The organism is Actinomadura madurae (assembly GCF_047130825.1).
Taxonomy (GTDB): Bacteria; Actinomycetota; Actinomycetes; order Streptosporangiales; family Streptosporangiaceae; genus Spirillospora; species Spirillospora madurae.
The window spans coordinates 4,117,271-4,131,186 of record NZ_CP083237.1; the positions used below are offsets into that span (position 1 = coordinate 4,117,271).

General features: G+C 72.2%; 17 protein-coding genes. 7 read left to right on the top strand and 10 right to left on the bottom strand.

Translation table 11 applies throughout. The features are described 5' to 3' along the window. Position 1: 1 nt before the first annotated feature. From K8Z49_RS18630 to fdxA, 3 genes are all read right to left on the bottom strand, one after another. Entirely contained in the window at positions 2-622 is a 621-nt protein-coding gene (locus tag K8Z49_RS18630; RefSeq protein ID WP_033329916.1) for a DUF4178 domain-containing protein, read from the bottom strand. Between the two features lie 174 nt (positions 623-796). Further along, positions 797-1,882: a succinyldiaminopimelate transaminase gene (gene dapC / locus K8Z49_RS18635; RefSeq protein ID WP_021592396.1), complete on the bottom strand. Its 1,086-nt coding sequence runs from the start codon at positions 1,880-1,882 to the stop codon at positions 797-799. A gap of 120 nt (positions 1,883-2,002) precedes the next feature. Beyond that, positions 2,003-2,329 (bottom strand): ferredoxin, encoded by a 327-nt coding sequence (gene fdxA, locus K8Z49_RS18640; RefSeq protein WP_021592397.1) that lies wholly within the window; start codon positions 2,327-2,329, stop codon positions 2,003-2,005. Between the two features lie 113 nt (positions 2,330-2,442). On the opposite strand from fdxA, the gene K8Z49_RS18645 reads away from it, so the two are divergent. Continuing rightward, entirely contained in the window at positions 2,443-2,700 is a 258-nt protein-coding gene (locus K8Z49_RS18645) for a hypothetical protein (protein ID WP_024934104.1), read from the top strand. Positions 2,701-2,725: 25 nt separating this feature from the next. Here the strand turns inward: K8Z49_RS18645 and K8Z49_RS18650 are convergent, their stop codons facing one another. The 3 genes from K8Z49_RS18650 to K8Z49_RS18660 all read right to left on the bottom strand — a co-directional run bounded on the left by K8Z49_RS18650 (position 2,726) and on the right by K8Z49_RS18660 (position 5,028). Continuing rightward, positions 2,726-3,568 carry a polysaccharide deacetylase family protein gene (locus K8Z49_RS18650; protein ID WP_235206268.1) on the bottom strand — a complete coding sequence of 281 codons (843 nt, stop codon included), beginning with the start codon at positions 3,566-3,568 and terminating at the stop codon, positions 2,726-2,728. Positions 3,569-3,729: 161 nt separating this feature from the next. Continuing rightward, positions 3,730-4,602: a crotonase/enoyl-CoA hydratase family protein gene (locus K8Z49_RS18655; RefSeq protein ID WP_412520014.1), complete on the bottom strand. Its 873-nt coding sequence runs from the start codon at positions 4,600-4,602 to the stop codon at positions 3,730-3,732. A 93-nt stretch (positions 4,603-4,695) separates the two neighbouring features. After that, positions 4,696-5,028 carry a hypothetical protein gene (locus tag K8Z49_RS18660; protein ID WP_021592401.1) on the bottom strand — a complete coding sequence of 111 codons (333 nt, stop codon included), beginning with the start codon at positions 5,026-5,028 and terminating at the stop codon, positions 4,696-4,698. A gap of 39 nt (positions 5,029-5,067) precedes the next feature. On the opposite strand from K8Z49_RS18660, the gene K8Z49_RS18665 reads away from it, so the two are divergent. Further along, on the top strand, positions 5,068-5,880 hold the full coding sequence (locus tag K8Z49_RS18665; protein ID WP_052357221.1) for a class I SAM-dependent methyltransferase: 813 nt from the start codon (positions 5,068-5,070) through the stop codon (positions 5,878-5,880). Between the two features lie 21 nt (positions 5,881-5,901). After that, positions 5,902-6,558 (top strand): hypothetical protein, encoded by a 657-nt coding sequence (locus tag K8Z49_RS18670; protein ID WP_412520016.1) that lies wholly within the window; start codon positions 5,902-5,904, stop codon positions 6,556-6,558. 11 nt (positions 6,559-6,569) lie between these two features. Here the strand turns inward: K8Z49_RS18670 and K8Z49_RS18675 are convergent, their stop codons facing one another. Next, the gene (locus K8Z49_RS18675) at positions 6,570-8,468 is read right to left on the bottom strand and encodes a TNT domain-containing protein (RefSeq protein WP_256255895.1); all 1,899 of its coding nucleotides are present in this window, start codon (positions 8,466-8,468) and stop codon (positions 6,570-6,572) included. A gap of 126 nt (positions 8,469-8,594) precedes the next feature. Between K8Z49_RS18675 and K8Z49_RS18680 the strand changes: the two genes are divergently transcribed. Next, entirely contained in the window at positions 8,595-9,764 is a 1,170-nt protein-coding gene (locus K8Z49_RS18680) for an alpha/beta hydrolase family protein (protein ID WP_412520018.1), read from the top strand. Here K8Z49_RS18680 and K8Z49_RS18685 read toward each other — a convergent pair. Continuing rightward, positions 9,748-10,704: a zinc-binding dehydrogenase gene (locus K8Z49_RS18685; RefSeq protein ID WP_412520020.1), complete on the bottom strand. Its 957-nt coding sequence runs from the start codon at positions 10,702-10,704 to the stop codon at positions 9,748-9,750. The genes K8Z49_RS18680 and K8Z49_RS18685 overlap by 17 nt on opposite strands. A gap of 156 nt (positions 10,705-10,860) precedes the next feature. Here K8Z49_RS18685 and K8Z49_RS18690 point away from each other — a divergent pair, with 156 nt between their 5' ends. Further along, entirely contained in the window at positions 10,861-11,454 is a 594-nt protein-coding gene (locus tag K8Z49_RS18690; RefSeq protein ID WP_021592407.1) for a hypothetical protein, read from the top strand. 23 nt (positions 11,455-11,477) lie between these two features. Then, a complete protein-coding gene (locus K8Z49_RS18695; RefSeq protein WP_075025065.1) occupies positions 11,478-12,233 on the top strand; it encodes a hypothetical protein in 756 nt (251 codons plus the stop codon). 17 nt (positions 12,234-12,250) lie between these two features. On the opposite strand, the gene K8Z49_RS18700 is transcribed toward K8Z49_RS18695, so the two are convergent. Continuing rightward, on the bottom strand, positions 12,251-12,373 hold the full coding sequence (locus K8Z49_RS18700; protein ID WP_412520023.1) for a hypothetical protein: 123 nt from the start codon (positions 12,371-12,373) through the stop codon (positions 12,251-12,253). 40 nt (positions 12,374-12,413) lie between these two features. After that, complete coding sequence (locus tag K8Z49_RS18705; protein WP_111830089.1) at positions 12,414-12,902, bottom strand: cupin domain-containing protein; 489 nt, start codon at positions 12,900-12,902, stop codon at positions 12,414-12,416. Positions 12,903-13,054: 152 nt separating this feature from the next. On the opposite strand from K8Z49_RS18705, the gene K8Z49_RS18710 reads away from it, so the two are divergent. Next, a complete protein-coding gene (locus K8Z49_RS18710; protein WP_412520025.1) occupies positions 13,055-13,876 on the top strand; it encodes an NmrA family NAD(P)-binding protein in 822 nt (273 codons plus the stop codon). Positions 13,877-13,916 lie beyond the last annotated feature (40 nt).

Below are 13,916 nucleotides of genomic sequence, written 5' to 3' on the forward strand. Positions count from 1 at the left end.
GTCAGCTACCGCCACCCGGGTAGATCGTCATCGACCCGGTCGGGACGCGCTCCCCGAGTCCCGCCTCCCACTGGCCGCCGCCGTACTGCTCGAACGACAGGTACTTTCCGCGCGGGCCCTCGTAGTCGACGTACTCGACCCGGCCCTGGACGCCGACGCCGGTCGTGCCCTCGCTGGTGTAGTCGGCGGTGCCGTGCTCGTCGCGGCGGTACTCGACGCCGTCCACGACGAGGGTCTTCTCACCGGGCCGCAGGTCGCCGATGTCGTGCTCGGTCCACCAGACGACCTCCAGGTCGGGGTCCTCCTCGACGGAGATCCACACCTTGGTGCCCTCGATCGTGTCGGCGTCCAGCAGGTGCTCGCTCCAGGTGAAGCCGCCCTCCTTCAGCCGCAGCGAGCCGCGGACGAAGTAGCGGGTGCCGAGGTACTCGACCATGTCGCCGGCCTTGAGGGCGCGCGGGTCGCCGGCGACCTGCTCCTCCGCGGCGAACGGGTCGCGCGGGGCGGCGGGGGCGGGGGCCTGCGCCGCGGGGCCCGAGCGGCGCCGCAGCAGGACGGCGATGAGCACGACCAGGGCGACCAGGATCAGCGCGAGCAGGATCACTATCGCCGCTTTGTCCACGGGCACCTCCGTCGTTTCATCCACCACACGGGCAACAGACCTGCGGATCCTACCGACTGTGGCCTCACATGCCCATACCGCGTTCAGACGTATCAAACGGCCTAGCGGTTTCAGGGGGAAACGCCGGATTTCGCGGCGCGCGCGGGGCGTCCGCTCCGCAGAGCTCTCCGCGCCTCAGAGCCGGTCGTCGGCGGCGGCGACGCGCTCGTCGGTCGCGGTGAAGGCGATCCGGACGTGCCGGGCCCCGGCCGGGCCGTAGAACTCGCCGGGGCCGACGAGGACGCCGAGGGACGCCAGGTGGGCGACGGTGTCCCAGCACGGCTCGTCCCGGGTGGCCCACAGGTAGATGGACGCCTCGGAGTGGTCGACGCGGAACCCGTGCCGCTCGAACGCGGCGCGCAGGACGGCGCGGCGGCGCGCGTACCGGGCCCGCTGCTCGTCCACGTGCGCGTCGTCGCCGAAGGCGACCGTCATCGCGGCCTGCACCGGCGCCGGGACGATCATCCCGGCGTGCTTGCGGACCTCCAGCAGCCGCTTGACGATCGCGAGGTCGCCGGTGACGAACCCGGCGCGGTAGCCCGCCATGTTCGAGCGCTTGGACAGCGAGTTGACCGCGAGCAGCCCCTCGTGCGAGCCCTCGCACACCTCCGGGTGCAGGATCGAGACCGGCGGCCGGTCCTCGTCCCAGCCGAACTCCAGGTAGCACTCGTCGCTGACCACGAGGGCGCCGCGCCCGCGCGCCCACGCGACGACCTTGCGCAGGTGCTCGGCGGGCAGCACCTTGCCGGTCGGGTTGGACGGCGAGTTCACCCAGACGATGGCCGGATTGACGGGGCCGAGCGACAGCAGCCCGTCCGCCGCGACGGGCGTCGCCCCGGCCAGCCGGGCGCCCACGTCGTACGTCGGGTAGGCCAGCTCGGGGAAGACGACCCGGTCGCCGGGGCCGGCGCCGAGCAGCGTCGGCAGCCAGGCCACCAGCTCCTTGGTGCCGAGGACCGGCAGCACCGCGTCCGGGTCGGCGCCGGACACGCCGGCGCGGCGGCGCAGCCACCCCGCGACCGCCTCGCGCAGCTGCGGCGTCCCGTGGGTCTGGGGGTAGCCGGGCGCGTCGGACGCGCCGGCGAGGGCCGCCCGGACCGGTTCGGGCGTGGGGTCCACGGGCGTGCCGACCGACAGGTCGACGATGCCGTCCGGGTGGGCCAGCGCCCGCTCCTTGTACGGCGCGAGCCGATCCCACGGAAAGTCCGGCAGCGTGAACACGGCCCCATCCTCCTCAGCGAACCCGTCGGGCCGTGGTCGTGTCCCGACCACGGCCCTTTTCGACGCAGGCCGCCCCCAGGGCCGCGCCCCTGACGGAGCGCTCCCGGCCGCGCTCCCCGGTCAGTCGTCGTGGCTCTGCGGGGGCAGCGCGGCGACGAGCGGGTGGTCCTTGTCGATCTTGCCGACCTTGGAGGCGCCGCCCGGCGAGCCGAGGTCGTCGAAGAACTCCACGTTCGCCTTGTAGAAGTCCTTCCACTGGTCGGGCGTGTCGTCCTCGTAGTAGATCGCCTCGACCGGGCACACCGGCTCGCACGCACCGCAGTCCACGCACTCGTCCGGGTGGATGTACAGCATGCGCTTGCCCTCGTAGATGCAGTCGACCGGGCACTCCTCGATGCATGCCTTGTCGAGCAGGTCCACGCAGGGCTGCGCAATGACGTAGGTCACGTCAGTGACTCCTCTCGGATATCCGGCCCCGCCGCACGTCACGGGTCGCCGCAAGCTCGCTGTGAATAGTATGGCCGCCACGGCGCAATCGATTCGACATGGGGGTCCCTCACATGCCCGGCCGTTTTGCCGCGCGGCTGGTGGTGTCCATCAGTGGTGCGGACGTGGGCCAGCGGATCTCGCTGCGCCGCCGCCTGCCAACGGGAGAGTACAGCGACGTCGTGGGCGTGCTCGAATCCTGGTCCGGCGGGACGCTGGCGGTGCGCCGCCGCGACGGCGAGCTCGTCGAGGTGCCCGAGAAGACCATGGTCGCGGCGAAGGTCGTCCCGCCGCAGCCGCCGCCCCGCCGGCGTCCGCGCGCCGACGGCTAGCGCCCCGCCGGCCGGCGCCCCGGGGCTAGCGCTTGGCGGCGGGCGAGTGGGTCGCCACGACCTCGGCCGGCGGCTCGGTGCGTTCGGTCCGTTCGGTGTAGGACTCGCCCGGTTCGAGGTCTCGGCCGCCGAAGAGCTCCGTGACGGTGACGAGGGTGAACCCGCGCTCGCGCAGCCCGGCGATCACCGCGGGGATGGACTCGACGCTCGGCCGGTGGGTGTCGTGGTACAGGACGATCCCGCCGCGCTTCGGCTTCGCGACCCCGATCCTGACGTCGCGGGCGCGGTCGCGGTGGCGCCAGTCGAGCGTGTCCACGCTCCACAGGATCAGCGGCATCCCGACCGCCTCTCCGACCCGGTGGTTCGTCGACCCGTACGGCGGCCGCACCAACGTCGGCCGCACGCCGGAGGCGTCCTCGATGGCCCGCTGCGTCCGCCGGATCTGCGACCGCACCTCGGCGGCCGAACGGTCGGTCAGGTCCGGGTGGGACCAGGTGTGGTTGCCCAGCTCATGGCCTTCGAGGGCCATCCGCCGCACCAGGTGGCGATGGTCGCGGACGTTCTGGCCGAGCAGGAAGAACGTCGCCCGCGTCCGGGTCCTCTCGAGCGTGTCGAGCAGGCGGGCCGTGTAGGGGCCGGGCCCGTCGTCGAACGTCAGCGCCGCGCACTTGACCCGGTCGCAGTCGATCCGCCGGGGCGGAGGCGGGGTGCGGGGCGGTGCCGCGGCCGCGGACGGTGACCGCTCCGGCCGTCCCCCGGATCCCGGTGCGGCGTGCTGCCCGGACGGCCGTACATGCCGCTCCGGATGACCGCACCCCGCCGCGAGCAGGACTCCGACCCCGATGACGGCGAAAATCCGGATCCGCACCACGTACCCCCGAGCGTGTTATCTCGAGGAGGTGTGTACCCTCCGTTACACAAGCGACACACGCCGTGAAGGTCCGGAAACGCAAGATCGTCCTTGACCGCGGCGAGGGATGTCCGTCCATCATGCAGACGCCCCGTGCGCGGCCGGACAGCGGGGTCGACCTACCGGACGGGCCAGTCGGGCACTTCGGGCGGAAGGTCCTTGCCGACGCGCAGCGGGAAGGCCGCGTCGCGCTTCTCCAGGAAGGACGACACGCCCTCGATGGCGTCGGCGCCCCCGCCGAGGGCGGCCATCAGGCGGGAGTCGGCGATGTGCGCGTCCCACGGGGACGAGGCGGACAGCCCCGACCACATCAGCCGGCGGATCGTGGCGACCGAGACCGCCGAGGTGTTCGCGGCGATCTCGCGCGCGAGACCGTAGGCGGCGGGGAGGAGGTCGTCCGGCGCGTAGACGCGGGAGACGAGGCGGCCGTCGAGGGCCTCCCGGGCATCGAAGACGCGGCCGGTCGCCACCCACTCCATGGCCTGGGCGATGCCGACGATGCGGGGCAGGAACCAGCCGGACGCCGCCTCGGTCACGATGCCGCGGCGCGCGAAGACGAAGCCGAATTTGGCCTTCTCGCTGGCGAGCCGGACGTCCATCGGCAGGGTCATGGTGACGCCGACGCCGACCGCGGCCCCGTTGAACGCGCCGATGACGGGCTTGAGGCAGCGGGCGATGCGGAGCGCGACCGTGCCGCCGCCGTCGCGCGGGGTGCCGTCCTCCAGGACGTGGTCCTCGCCGGCGTACATGTCCCTCGACCGCTCCCTGCCGAAGGTGCCGCCGCCGCCGCTCAGGTCGGCGCCCGCGCAGAACGCGCGTCCCGCGCCGGTCACCACGACGGCGCGGACGTCGTCGTCGGCGTCGATCCGGTCGAAGACGTCGATCATCTCGCCGCGCATCACGAACGTGAAGGCGTTGAGCCGCTCCGGACGGTTCAGCGTGACGGTGGCGATCCCGTCCCGGACCTCGTACTCGATCTCCTTGTACGGCACCCTGCGATCCTCCTCGCGCCCGAGACTGGCCAGAATCTTATTCTAGAACGGTCTACCAAATGCGGGGATGTCCGGGCCCGAGGCTCCGGGAGGTCAGGCGCTCGCCTCGGGGAACAGCCGGAGCACCACGTCCCGGAACCACTCCGCCGGCTCGCACCCCGGCGGCGGGACGGGCTCCAGCGTCCCGTCCGCCGCGAGTGTGAGACGGATCTCAACATCCCCGACTCCACCGGGGACCTCACCGGTCGCGGCGAGGCGCTGCGCGAGGGCCGCCAGGACGCGGGCCCAGCCCTGCCCCAGATACGGCGGAAGCCCGGCTGCGCGCAATTCGGGCAGCCCCCTGGCGGACAGGCCGGACGTCCGCAATGTGAGCCCGGACGGCCCCTCGGCCCCCATGACGCGAACCTCGGACGTGACGTCCGCCATTGCAACGCCACCTCCTACGCGGGCATTGTCCGATAAATTATGACAGTGAACTGGGCCGTGACGACGTACGACTCCGCCTTCGGGTACGTGTCCGCGCACGGTGCGCCCCTCGTGGACCTGCTCGATCCGCAGCCCGGCGAGAAGGTCATCGACCTCGGGTGCGGCACCGGCTCGTTCAGCGCGGAGATCGCCGAGCGGGGCGCCGAGGTGCTGGGCATCGACGGCAGCCCCGACATGGTCGCGCAGGCGACCGCCACGCACCCGGGGCTGTCGTTCATCGTCGGCGACGCCCACGACTTCACCGTGGGCGACTCCTTCGACGCGGTGGCCTCGAACGCGGCCCTGCACTGGATGACCCGCGACCCCGACGCCGTGATCGGGCGCGTGCACGCCGCGCTCCGGCCGGGCGGCCGGTTCGTGGGCGAGATGGGCGGCGCCGGGAACTGCGCCGAGCTGATCGTCGCCATGCAGACGGCGTGGCGGGTGTTCGGTCTCGGCGAGCCGGAGCTGCCCTGGTACTTCCCGTCCCCGGCCGAGTACGCGACCAAGCTGGAGGACGCCGGGTTCACGCTGCGGCTGCTGGAGCACGCCGAGCGGCCGACCCGGATGACCGAGGGGCCGAACGGCGCCGCCGACTGGGTCCGCGCCTACGCCGCCCGCGCGCTCGCCGACGTCCCGCCGGAGCTGGTCGACCCGCTGCTGGACCGGGTGAACGACCTGGCCGCGCCCGCGCTGCGCCGCGAGTCGGGCTGGGTCGCCGACTACGTGCGGCTGCGGTTCGCCGCCGTCCGCCGGTCGGACGGCCCCTCGCCCGCGACCTTCGGGCCCCTGGCCTCCGACCGCCCGCTGTAGGCCCCGCCCTAGGGTGGAGTCATGCTGCGTCTGCATGACCACCGGACGGGACGGGCGGAGGCGCTGCCCGGCGGGCGGGGCCTGCGCGTCCAGGTCCTGACGGGCACCACCGGTTATCGGCGGGCGATCGTCGCGGATCTGCTCCGGCGGGTCGCCGAGCGCGGCGGGCGCCGGGTCCGGGTCTGCTGCGCCCCTGCCGCCGCGGACGACCTGGCGGACTACAACGTCCAGCCGTTCGAGGACGCCTCGCTACCGGACCCCGACGTGTACGTCTCCGGTGCGGCCGACACGGACGCGCTGTGCCTCGTCGTCCCGGACGAGACCGGAGACTGGGCGGCACCGGACGCGCCGGCCGTGCGCCTGGCGATGCTGGAGACGCCCTACCGGGAGCCGCTGGACCTGTCGCCCGCGCGGGTGTCGTCCGCCCGCGAGCGGCTGGACGGGTGGCGCCGCGGCGTCGCCGGCTGGGCGACCTCCCCGGGGCGTCCCATGAACCGGGAGTACGCCGCCGAGGCCGAGGCGGCGCTGGCCGACGACCTCGGCGGCCCCGCCGCGCTCGCCGTCCTCGACCGGCTCGCCGCCGACCCGGACGTGCCGCCGGGCGCGAAGCTGGAGACCGCCATCCACCTCGACCTGCTGCTGGGACTCGGGCTCGTCGCCGCGATCGGCACCGCGTAGGAGCGGCGTGATCAGATCTCGATGAGGCTGCCGTCGGCGAGCAGGTCGGCGATGGACCGCCGGAACACGTGCGCCGTCCCGCCGCCCGGCTGGCCGAACCACGGGATGGCCGTTCCGGTCAGCGTCTCCAGAGGCCGCTGCAACCGGTAGACGTGGTAGGGGCGGTCCTGCCATTCGGGCGGCAGCGACCGCTGCGGATACGGCGTGCGGGCCGTGTAGGTCACGTTGCCGTCCGACCCGCCGTAACGGTCCACTTCCGCTCCTGCGGCCAGTTCCATCACGTGGCGGTCCCGCAATAGGGAGAGCGGGGGTTCGCCCTTGAGCGGCTCGAACGGCCCGTCCTGGACGGTGTGGCGCGGGTCCATCAGAAGCCGTCCGAGCAGATGCACCGATGCCTGCTCGGCGTCGTCGAACGTGACCTCGTCAGCGCGTTCGCCGTCCCGCATCTGGAAGACGGCCCAGCGGTCTGCCTGAGACAGGAGGCACCAGACGCCTTCCGCCGTGTCGTTGACGCGGTACGCGGCACGATCGACGCGGAGCTGGTCCAGGCGGTGCTGGAGCTTGCTCGCCCAGTCGGGTTCCGCGTCGGTGCGGACGCGCTCGGGTACGGCGCGTCCGGTCACGGCCGCGTTGGCCGCGTTCATCGTGTCGTCGTCGACCACGGGGACGCGGAACCCGTTCGCCCTGATGTGCGCGACCAGATCGGGCTCTGGCGGGAGGCCGTGCTCGCTGAGGTAATAGGCCACCGCGCCCGACCAGACCCACGTCCCGTCCGTGTGGAAGGTCAGCGGCACCGAAGCGCCGCGCGACGGGTCGAGCCGGTCGGGCGCGTTCGAGCGGGCGGCCATGACGGTCGGGGCCTGCCGCAGATACTCCGTCACGCGGCCGGCCTCCTCCGGCGGGACGGGCGGGCGCGACACGGCGGGACGGGCCCCGTCCGGGTCGGCATGGTCGAAGATCCTCGCCCTGCGGAGGCCTGATCGCGGCATCGGCGGCGGGGTGTCGGCCATCGTGACCGGCACCGGACGCGGCCCGAGCCGCCGCGCCATCCACCCGGGCACGTCCTCGCGCGGGAACCGTTCCAACTCGCGCCGCACGTCGTCGGCGGACGGCTCCGCTTCCCAGGGCGGCTCGTCGTCGTAGGCGAAGTTCGCCCGGCAGCGCACCGCCCCGTCCTCGTACACGACCTCGACGTCGATCCGGTTCCACGTGGAGCGCTGGAAGGCGTGCGTCCCGGCGCGGAGCCGGTCGAGGAGCCCGGCGGTCGCGGCGGGCGCCGTCCAGTCCATGCGGGACCCGCCGGCGCGCAGGCACGTCATCGCCGGGAACTCCACATGCCCGCCGACCGCCTGGTAGTGCCCGGAGATCCTCTCCCACAGCGGCGGCGCGTGGTCGACGATCAGGGTCGGGAGCTGGTTCGACAGCAGCTCCATCTGCTCGACCGGGTCCAGCGGCCCCGGGTCGGGCGCCGGCCGGCCGACCGGCTCGCGGCCCTCCATCCGGTCGCGCAGCCAGTCCGGCATGTTGGCGCCGTCCCGCGGCATGACGATCTGGTCGCGCCGCCAGCAGTCCACCGGGATCGGCGGGTCCCACAGCGGGTCGAAGTCGTGGTTGTAGAGGTGGCGCGCCGAGCCCGGCTCGATGATCGCCGACATCGAGAACCAGGTGCCCTGCTCGGACAGGTAGTGCGCCCGCCGCAGGTCCATCAGCAGCCCGCTCAGCTCCTCCGGGACGCTCTCGGCCATCACGATCTTGCCGTCGCCGGTGAGCACCGTCAGCGCAACGTCGTTCACGGCGACCGTCGCGACGCAGTGCAGGTCGATCCGCCGCCAGCCCGGCGGGGCGAGCCGCCGCGCGTACGCCACGGCCCGGCCCTCGAGTTCCGCGATGCGGTCGCTCCGCCCCGTCACGGCCCCGTCCTCCCCGTCCTGATGGCTCCCCCGATGGCACCTGCCCGGCAGGTTAACCGCACGGATCAATCTATTGCGGAGTGGCCCGGCCGTTGGCGACGCTCGCGGGAGGCTAACTTCGATGTCGTGTCGACCGCAGCTCCAGAGTCATCCACGCCGGAGGCCCCAGGCCACCCGATCCGGCCGCGCCGCCGTGCCCGCCGGCTGATGGCGGCGACGGTCGCGGTCACCGTGCTGCTGTGCGCGGTCGTCGGCGGGATCGGCTACTACTTCGCCGGGGTCGCCATCGAGGTCGACCATGCCCCCGAATACCCGCTCACCATCGAGGACGCGGAGAACGGCACGGTCACCCTGCCCCGCGAACCGATGACGGAGCGCTCCGGCACATGGGCGCTGGTCTGGGAGGGCGGGCGCGCGATGCTGGGGCCGATCGTCGGCGGCGACGACGACCACGTCGTCCGGAAGGTGTCGTCCGTCGTGGAAGGCACCCTGGAGAAGGGCGCACCGGCGGCCATCGACCACTGGCTCTACGACGGCGACCCGAAAACGGCCCTCGGACTGCCTTTCCAGGACGTCACGTATCCGTCCGAGGTCGGGCCCATGCCGGCGTGGCTGCTGCCTGGGACGTCCTACAAGCGCACCTGGGTGATCGGTGTGCATGGGCGGAACGCCGACAAGGCCGAGACGTTCCGCGTCATGCGAGCGGTCCACGCGCTCGGCCTGCCGATGATGTCGATCGCGTACAGGAACGACGTGGGCGCGCCACCGTCCAAGGACGGCAAGAACCATCTCGGCAACACCGAATGGCACGACATCGTCTCCGCCATCGGCTACGCGCGCGCGCACGGCGCGACGGGCGTCGTCCTGTACGGATGGTCGATGGGCGGGGCGATGTCGATGATGACGCTGCGCAAGGACCCGTCGTTCGTCCGCGGCGTCGTCCTCGACTCCCCCGTCATGGACTGGGGCGCCACCCTCGACAAGCAGGGCGACGCCCGGCACCTGCCCGTCTTCGTCACCGACCTGGCCAAGCGCATCCTGCAGTGGCGGATCGGCATCGACCTGGCCGACTTCGTCCAGCACCGGTACGCGTCCCGGCTCAGGACGCCGATACTCCTCTTCACCACCGAGGATGACGAGATGGTCGCCAACCGCCCCGCCTTCACGTTCGCCGAGAAGGCGCCGCCCGGCATGGTCACGCACATCACCACGCCGGGCGACCACACCGAGGCCTGGAACGTCGACCCGGCCGCCTACGAAGGCGCGCTGGGCGCCTTCCTCAAGAAGGTCGCCTGACCTCCAGAAGGGTCTTGCCGACGGTCCGGCGCTCCTGGATCGCGGCATGCGCCCCGGCGGCGGCGTCGAGCGGGAAACGCTGCCCGATCAGCGGCTTGAGCCGCCCCTCGGCGGCCTCCGCCAGCGCGCTCTCCGTGAACTCGCGCAGCTGCTCCGGCGTCGCCTGTGGTCGGACGTTCGTCACGCCGCGCTCCCCCGCCTCCTCCTCGGGGATGTTCGCCCACTCGCCGCTGGCGAGGCCGAAGCTGACCATCCGCCCGCCGTCCCGAAGCAGGCCGAACGCCTCGCGGGCCACCTCGCCCCCCACACCGTCGAAGACGACGTCCACCTTCCCGGCCTTGCGCGCCCACCCGGGCTCGGCGTAGTCGACCGCCTCGTCCGCGCCGAGCCGCATCGCCACCCCGGTCTTGCGCGCACCTCCGACCGCCGCGACGACCGTCGCCCCGGTGGCCTTCGCGAGCTGGACGAGGAGCGACCCGACACCGCCCGCCGCCGCCTCCACCAGCACCCGCTCGCCTTTGCGCGGCCGCGCAGCGGTGACCATCATCGTGGCCGTCCGCCCGTCGGCCAGCAGCGCGACCGCGTCGTCGAGCGCGAGACCGTCCGGCACCTCGAACAGGCCCCCGGCGTCCACGGCGACCTTCTCCGCGTAGGCGCCGGTGCCTCCCGTGCTGGTGACAACCCTCTGCCTTACAAGCCCCTCGTCAACACCCGGGCCGACCGCCGTCACCACGCCGCCCACTCCGTTACCGGGGATGACGGGCGGCTCCAGCCGCACCGGCGCCGGCCCGGTGCCCGCCCGCATCTGCGTCTCCACGAACGTGATGTTGACGAACGCGACCTCGACGAGCGCCTGCCCCTCGCCCGGCACCGGATCCTCGGCGTCTCCCGGGACCAGGACCTCCGGCCCGCCGAACTCCCGCAACCACACGGCACGCATCCGAACCCCCTCCATCAGCGGTAGTCGCCACAGCCTCCTACCTCAAGCTTGGTCGAGGTCAAGCGGGCCGCAACGAATCCCTTTTCTCCCCACACGCATCTCTGTAAGCTTTCGCGCGTATTCCGCCCCGTTGTCGGCAGCCGCTCAGGGATGGCGATGCGCACCCGGTTGGTCCGTTCCACCCCGCTGGGGTCCCGCCGCGCCGCCTGCCTGCCCGTCCTCCTCGCCGCGTGCGCCGCCGCGGGCTGCGGCTCGTCCGGCTCGTCCTCCAGCGGCGAACTCGCCCCCAACGGCCGGTTCGACACCGGCGGCACCGCCCCCGCGCAGACCGCCGTCGCGCCGTCCGCCATCCCCACGGCGCAGCTTTACAAGACGGTCCTCGACCGCTACCGCGCCTACCAGGCCGCCTACAAGAAGGCCTACGAGACCAACGACCCGGCGGCCCTCACCGACGTCGCCACCGACCCCCTCCTCACCGAGGTCACGAACGACGTCGAGGCCACCAAGGCCAAGGGCGAGATCTGGCGCTTCACCAACACGTTCAACCCCCGCGTCTACGCCCGCTCCAAGGACAGCACGAAGGTCTACGTCATCGACTGCGTCCGCACCCTCGCCGGCTACCGCTACTCCGCCAAGACCGGCAAGCGCCTCGACGGCGGGCGGGGCGGGGCATACGTGTATCGGACGACACTCCAGTACGACTCCGGCACCTGGAAGGCGGCCGCCACAGCCCGGGACAAGGCATGCTGACGGCCCGCAGGGAAGGACACGCGATGTCTCCCACACACCCCCGTCGTCGCCGGGCGGCCTCCACCGCGATCGTCGCGACGATCGTCACGGCACCCGTCCTCACGGCCGTTCCCGCGGTGGCCGCCCCCTGCATCGTCCCCGGCAAGCTCTCCTGCAACCCGAAGACCAGCACGACCGTGCCGGGCGGCGGAGGCGGCAACGGTGGGGGCGGAGGCGGAGGCGGCCCCGTCGCGCCGCCCGACCCCGAAGGCCTGATCGACAACCAGGCGGTCGACGCGGTGGACGGTCCCGGGGCCGCTCCGCTCGCGGCCGCTCCGCCGAACACCCTTGAGCTCGTCCAGCAGGCTCTGAGCGAGAAGGCGTTCCCCGTCCCCAAGGTCCACACGGCGCCGAGGGCGAAGACGTACGTGCGCATGCGGACGGCCCTGTGGGTGGACAACTTCGAAGTCGTGCAGACGGCGCCGGTGAGCGCGGGCGACCAGACGGTCCAGGCCACCGCGCAGCCCAAATCGGTCACCTGGAACCTGGGCGAAGACAAGCTGGTCTGCAACAACGCCGGCAGCAAGGACGGCAAGTCCTGCAACTACACGTACAAGCGGGCCTCCGCCGGCCAGCCGGGCGGAAGATACGAGATCACCGCCACGATCACCTGGCACGTCACCTGGACGTGCGAGGGCGCCGACTGCGACGCCCCCGGCGGCGACCTCGGCGACCAGACCATGACCTCCCAACCCACCCCGCTCGTCGTCAGCGAGATCCAGACCAACACCGGCCAATGACCTCGGCCGAGCACCGGTCACCGGGCTTCGCCGAGCCGGCGGAACCGGGGTCCGGCGGCGGCCAGGTGGCGATCAAGTACCTCGCCGCCGTCCTGGACGCCGTGCCCGGCGTCGGCGGGGAGAGCCGCGGTGGCATCCACGCGTACTGGACGCGGCCGGGCGTCCTGACACGTCAGGGGGTCAGACCATGTACTGGTCGTGGCGGCGGTAGAGGTCGGTCCATTCCTCCTCGGTGAGCCGGCGTCCGCTTCCCACGATGTCGGCGAGCTCTTCGAAGTAGGCCTCACGTGGAGCACCGGGAGCGAACAGCACCAGCATCGTGGCCGGCCCGTCCGCGTTGCGGAACGCGTGGATACCGCCCGGAGGGACGTGGAGGAAGTCGCCCGGGGAGCCGATGTGCCAGTCCTCGCCGTTGAAGAGTCTGACCGTCCCGCTCAGGACGAAGAACGATTCTGAGAACGTCTTGTGGAAGTGCGCTCCGCCGCCTGTCGGCTCAGCGCCCATCTCCCACCGGTACAGGCCGTAGTGGCCACCGGTACTCGCGCCGGTCGCGAGGTAGTGGACGTTCGTGCGCCCGCCGATCGACAGTTCCGGCGGGGTGTCCACGGTCCGGAGCATGCCGCTGATCTCGCCCTTGTCACCCAGGTAGAGAGCGTCTGGATAGGACATGACCTTCCTCCTCATCGAGCCCCGCGCCGACACCGCAGTCTTCTGCGTCTTACACGACAGCCTCCCAGGGACCACGGACGAAACCGTCGGGCCTTGCTTGACCTCAAGCGCGGTTGAGTTCCTAGCGTCGTCGACGTCGAAAGGACTCAACCATGACGACGCTGGTTACAGGGGCCACCGGGAACACCGGTCGGCATGTGGTGGCGGAGCTGATCCGCCGAGGAGAGAGGGTTCGGGCACTGACGCGGGATCCGGCCAAGGCCGCGGGGGCTATTCCGGCCGAGGCCGAACTGGTGGCCGGAACGCACACGGCACCCGCGGAACTGGGCACGGCTTTCGACGGTGTCAGCCGGTTGCACATCACCGTGACGGCGGGACTAGCCGAGGCCGGGCCGGAACTGGTGCGGCGGGCGGTCGATGCGGGAGTGCGGCGGATCACCGTGGTGTGGGGCGGCGGCATGGGACCGGTGGAGCAGGCCGTGGCGGACTCGGGTGTGGAGTGGACGCGCCTCGAACCGCAGGAGTTCATGTCCAACACGCTGACCTGGGTCGAGTCGATCCGGGCAGAGGGCATCGTCCGGGAGCCATACGACTTTCCCAGTGCGCTCGTCCATGAGGCCGATATCGGGGCGGTGGCGGCGGTCGCGCTGCTCGACGAGGGCCATGCGGGGCGTGCCTACAACCTCACCGGTCCCGAAGCACTGACCCCACGCGAGCGGGTCGCGATCCTGTCCCGAGCGATTGGGCGCGACATCGGTTTCGCCCGGCTTACCCACGAACAGGCAGTCGACAGGCTGATGGCCACCGGTGTCTCCCGGGAGGACGCCGAGTACGTCATCGGCTGGTACGCCGCCTCCGACGCCGCTTCGAAGACCGTCGACGGCACCGTCGAGCGGGTGACGGGCCGTCCCGCGCGCACGTTCGCACAATGGGCGGCCGAGCACGCGGAACGCTTCGAGATCGCCACGGTCTGACAGGTTCCCCGCTACCAGCACGTCGAGAGCCGTCCAGGGC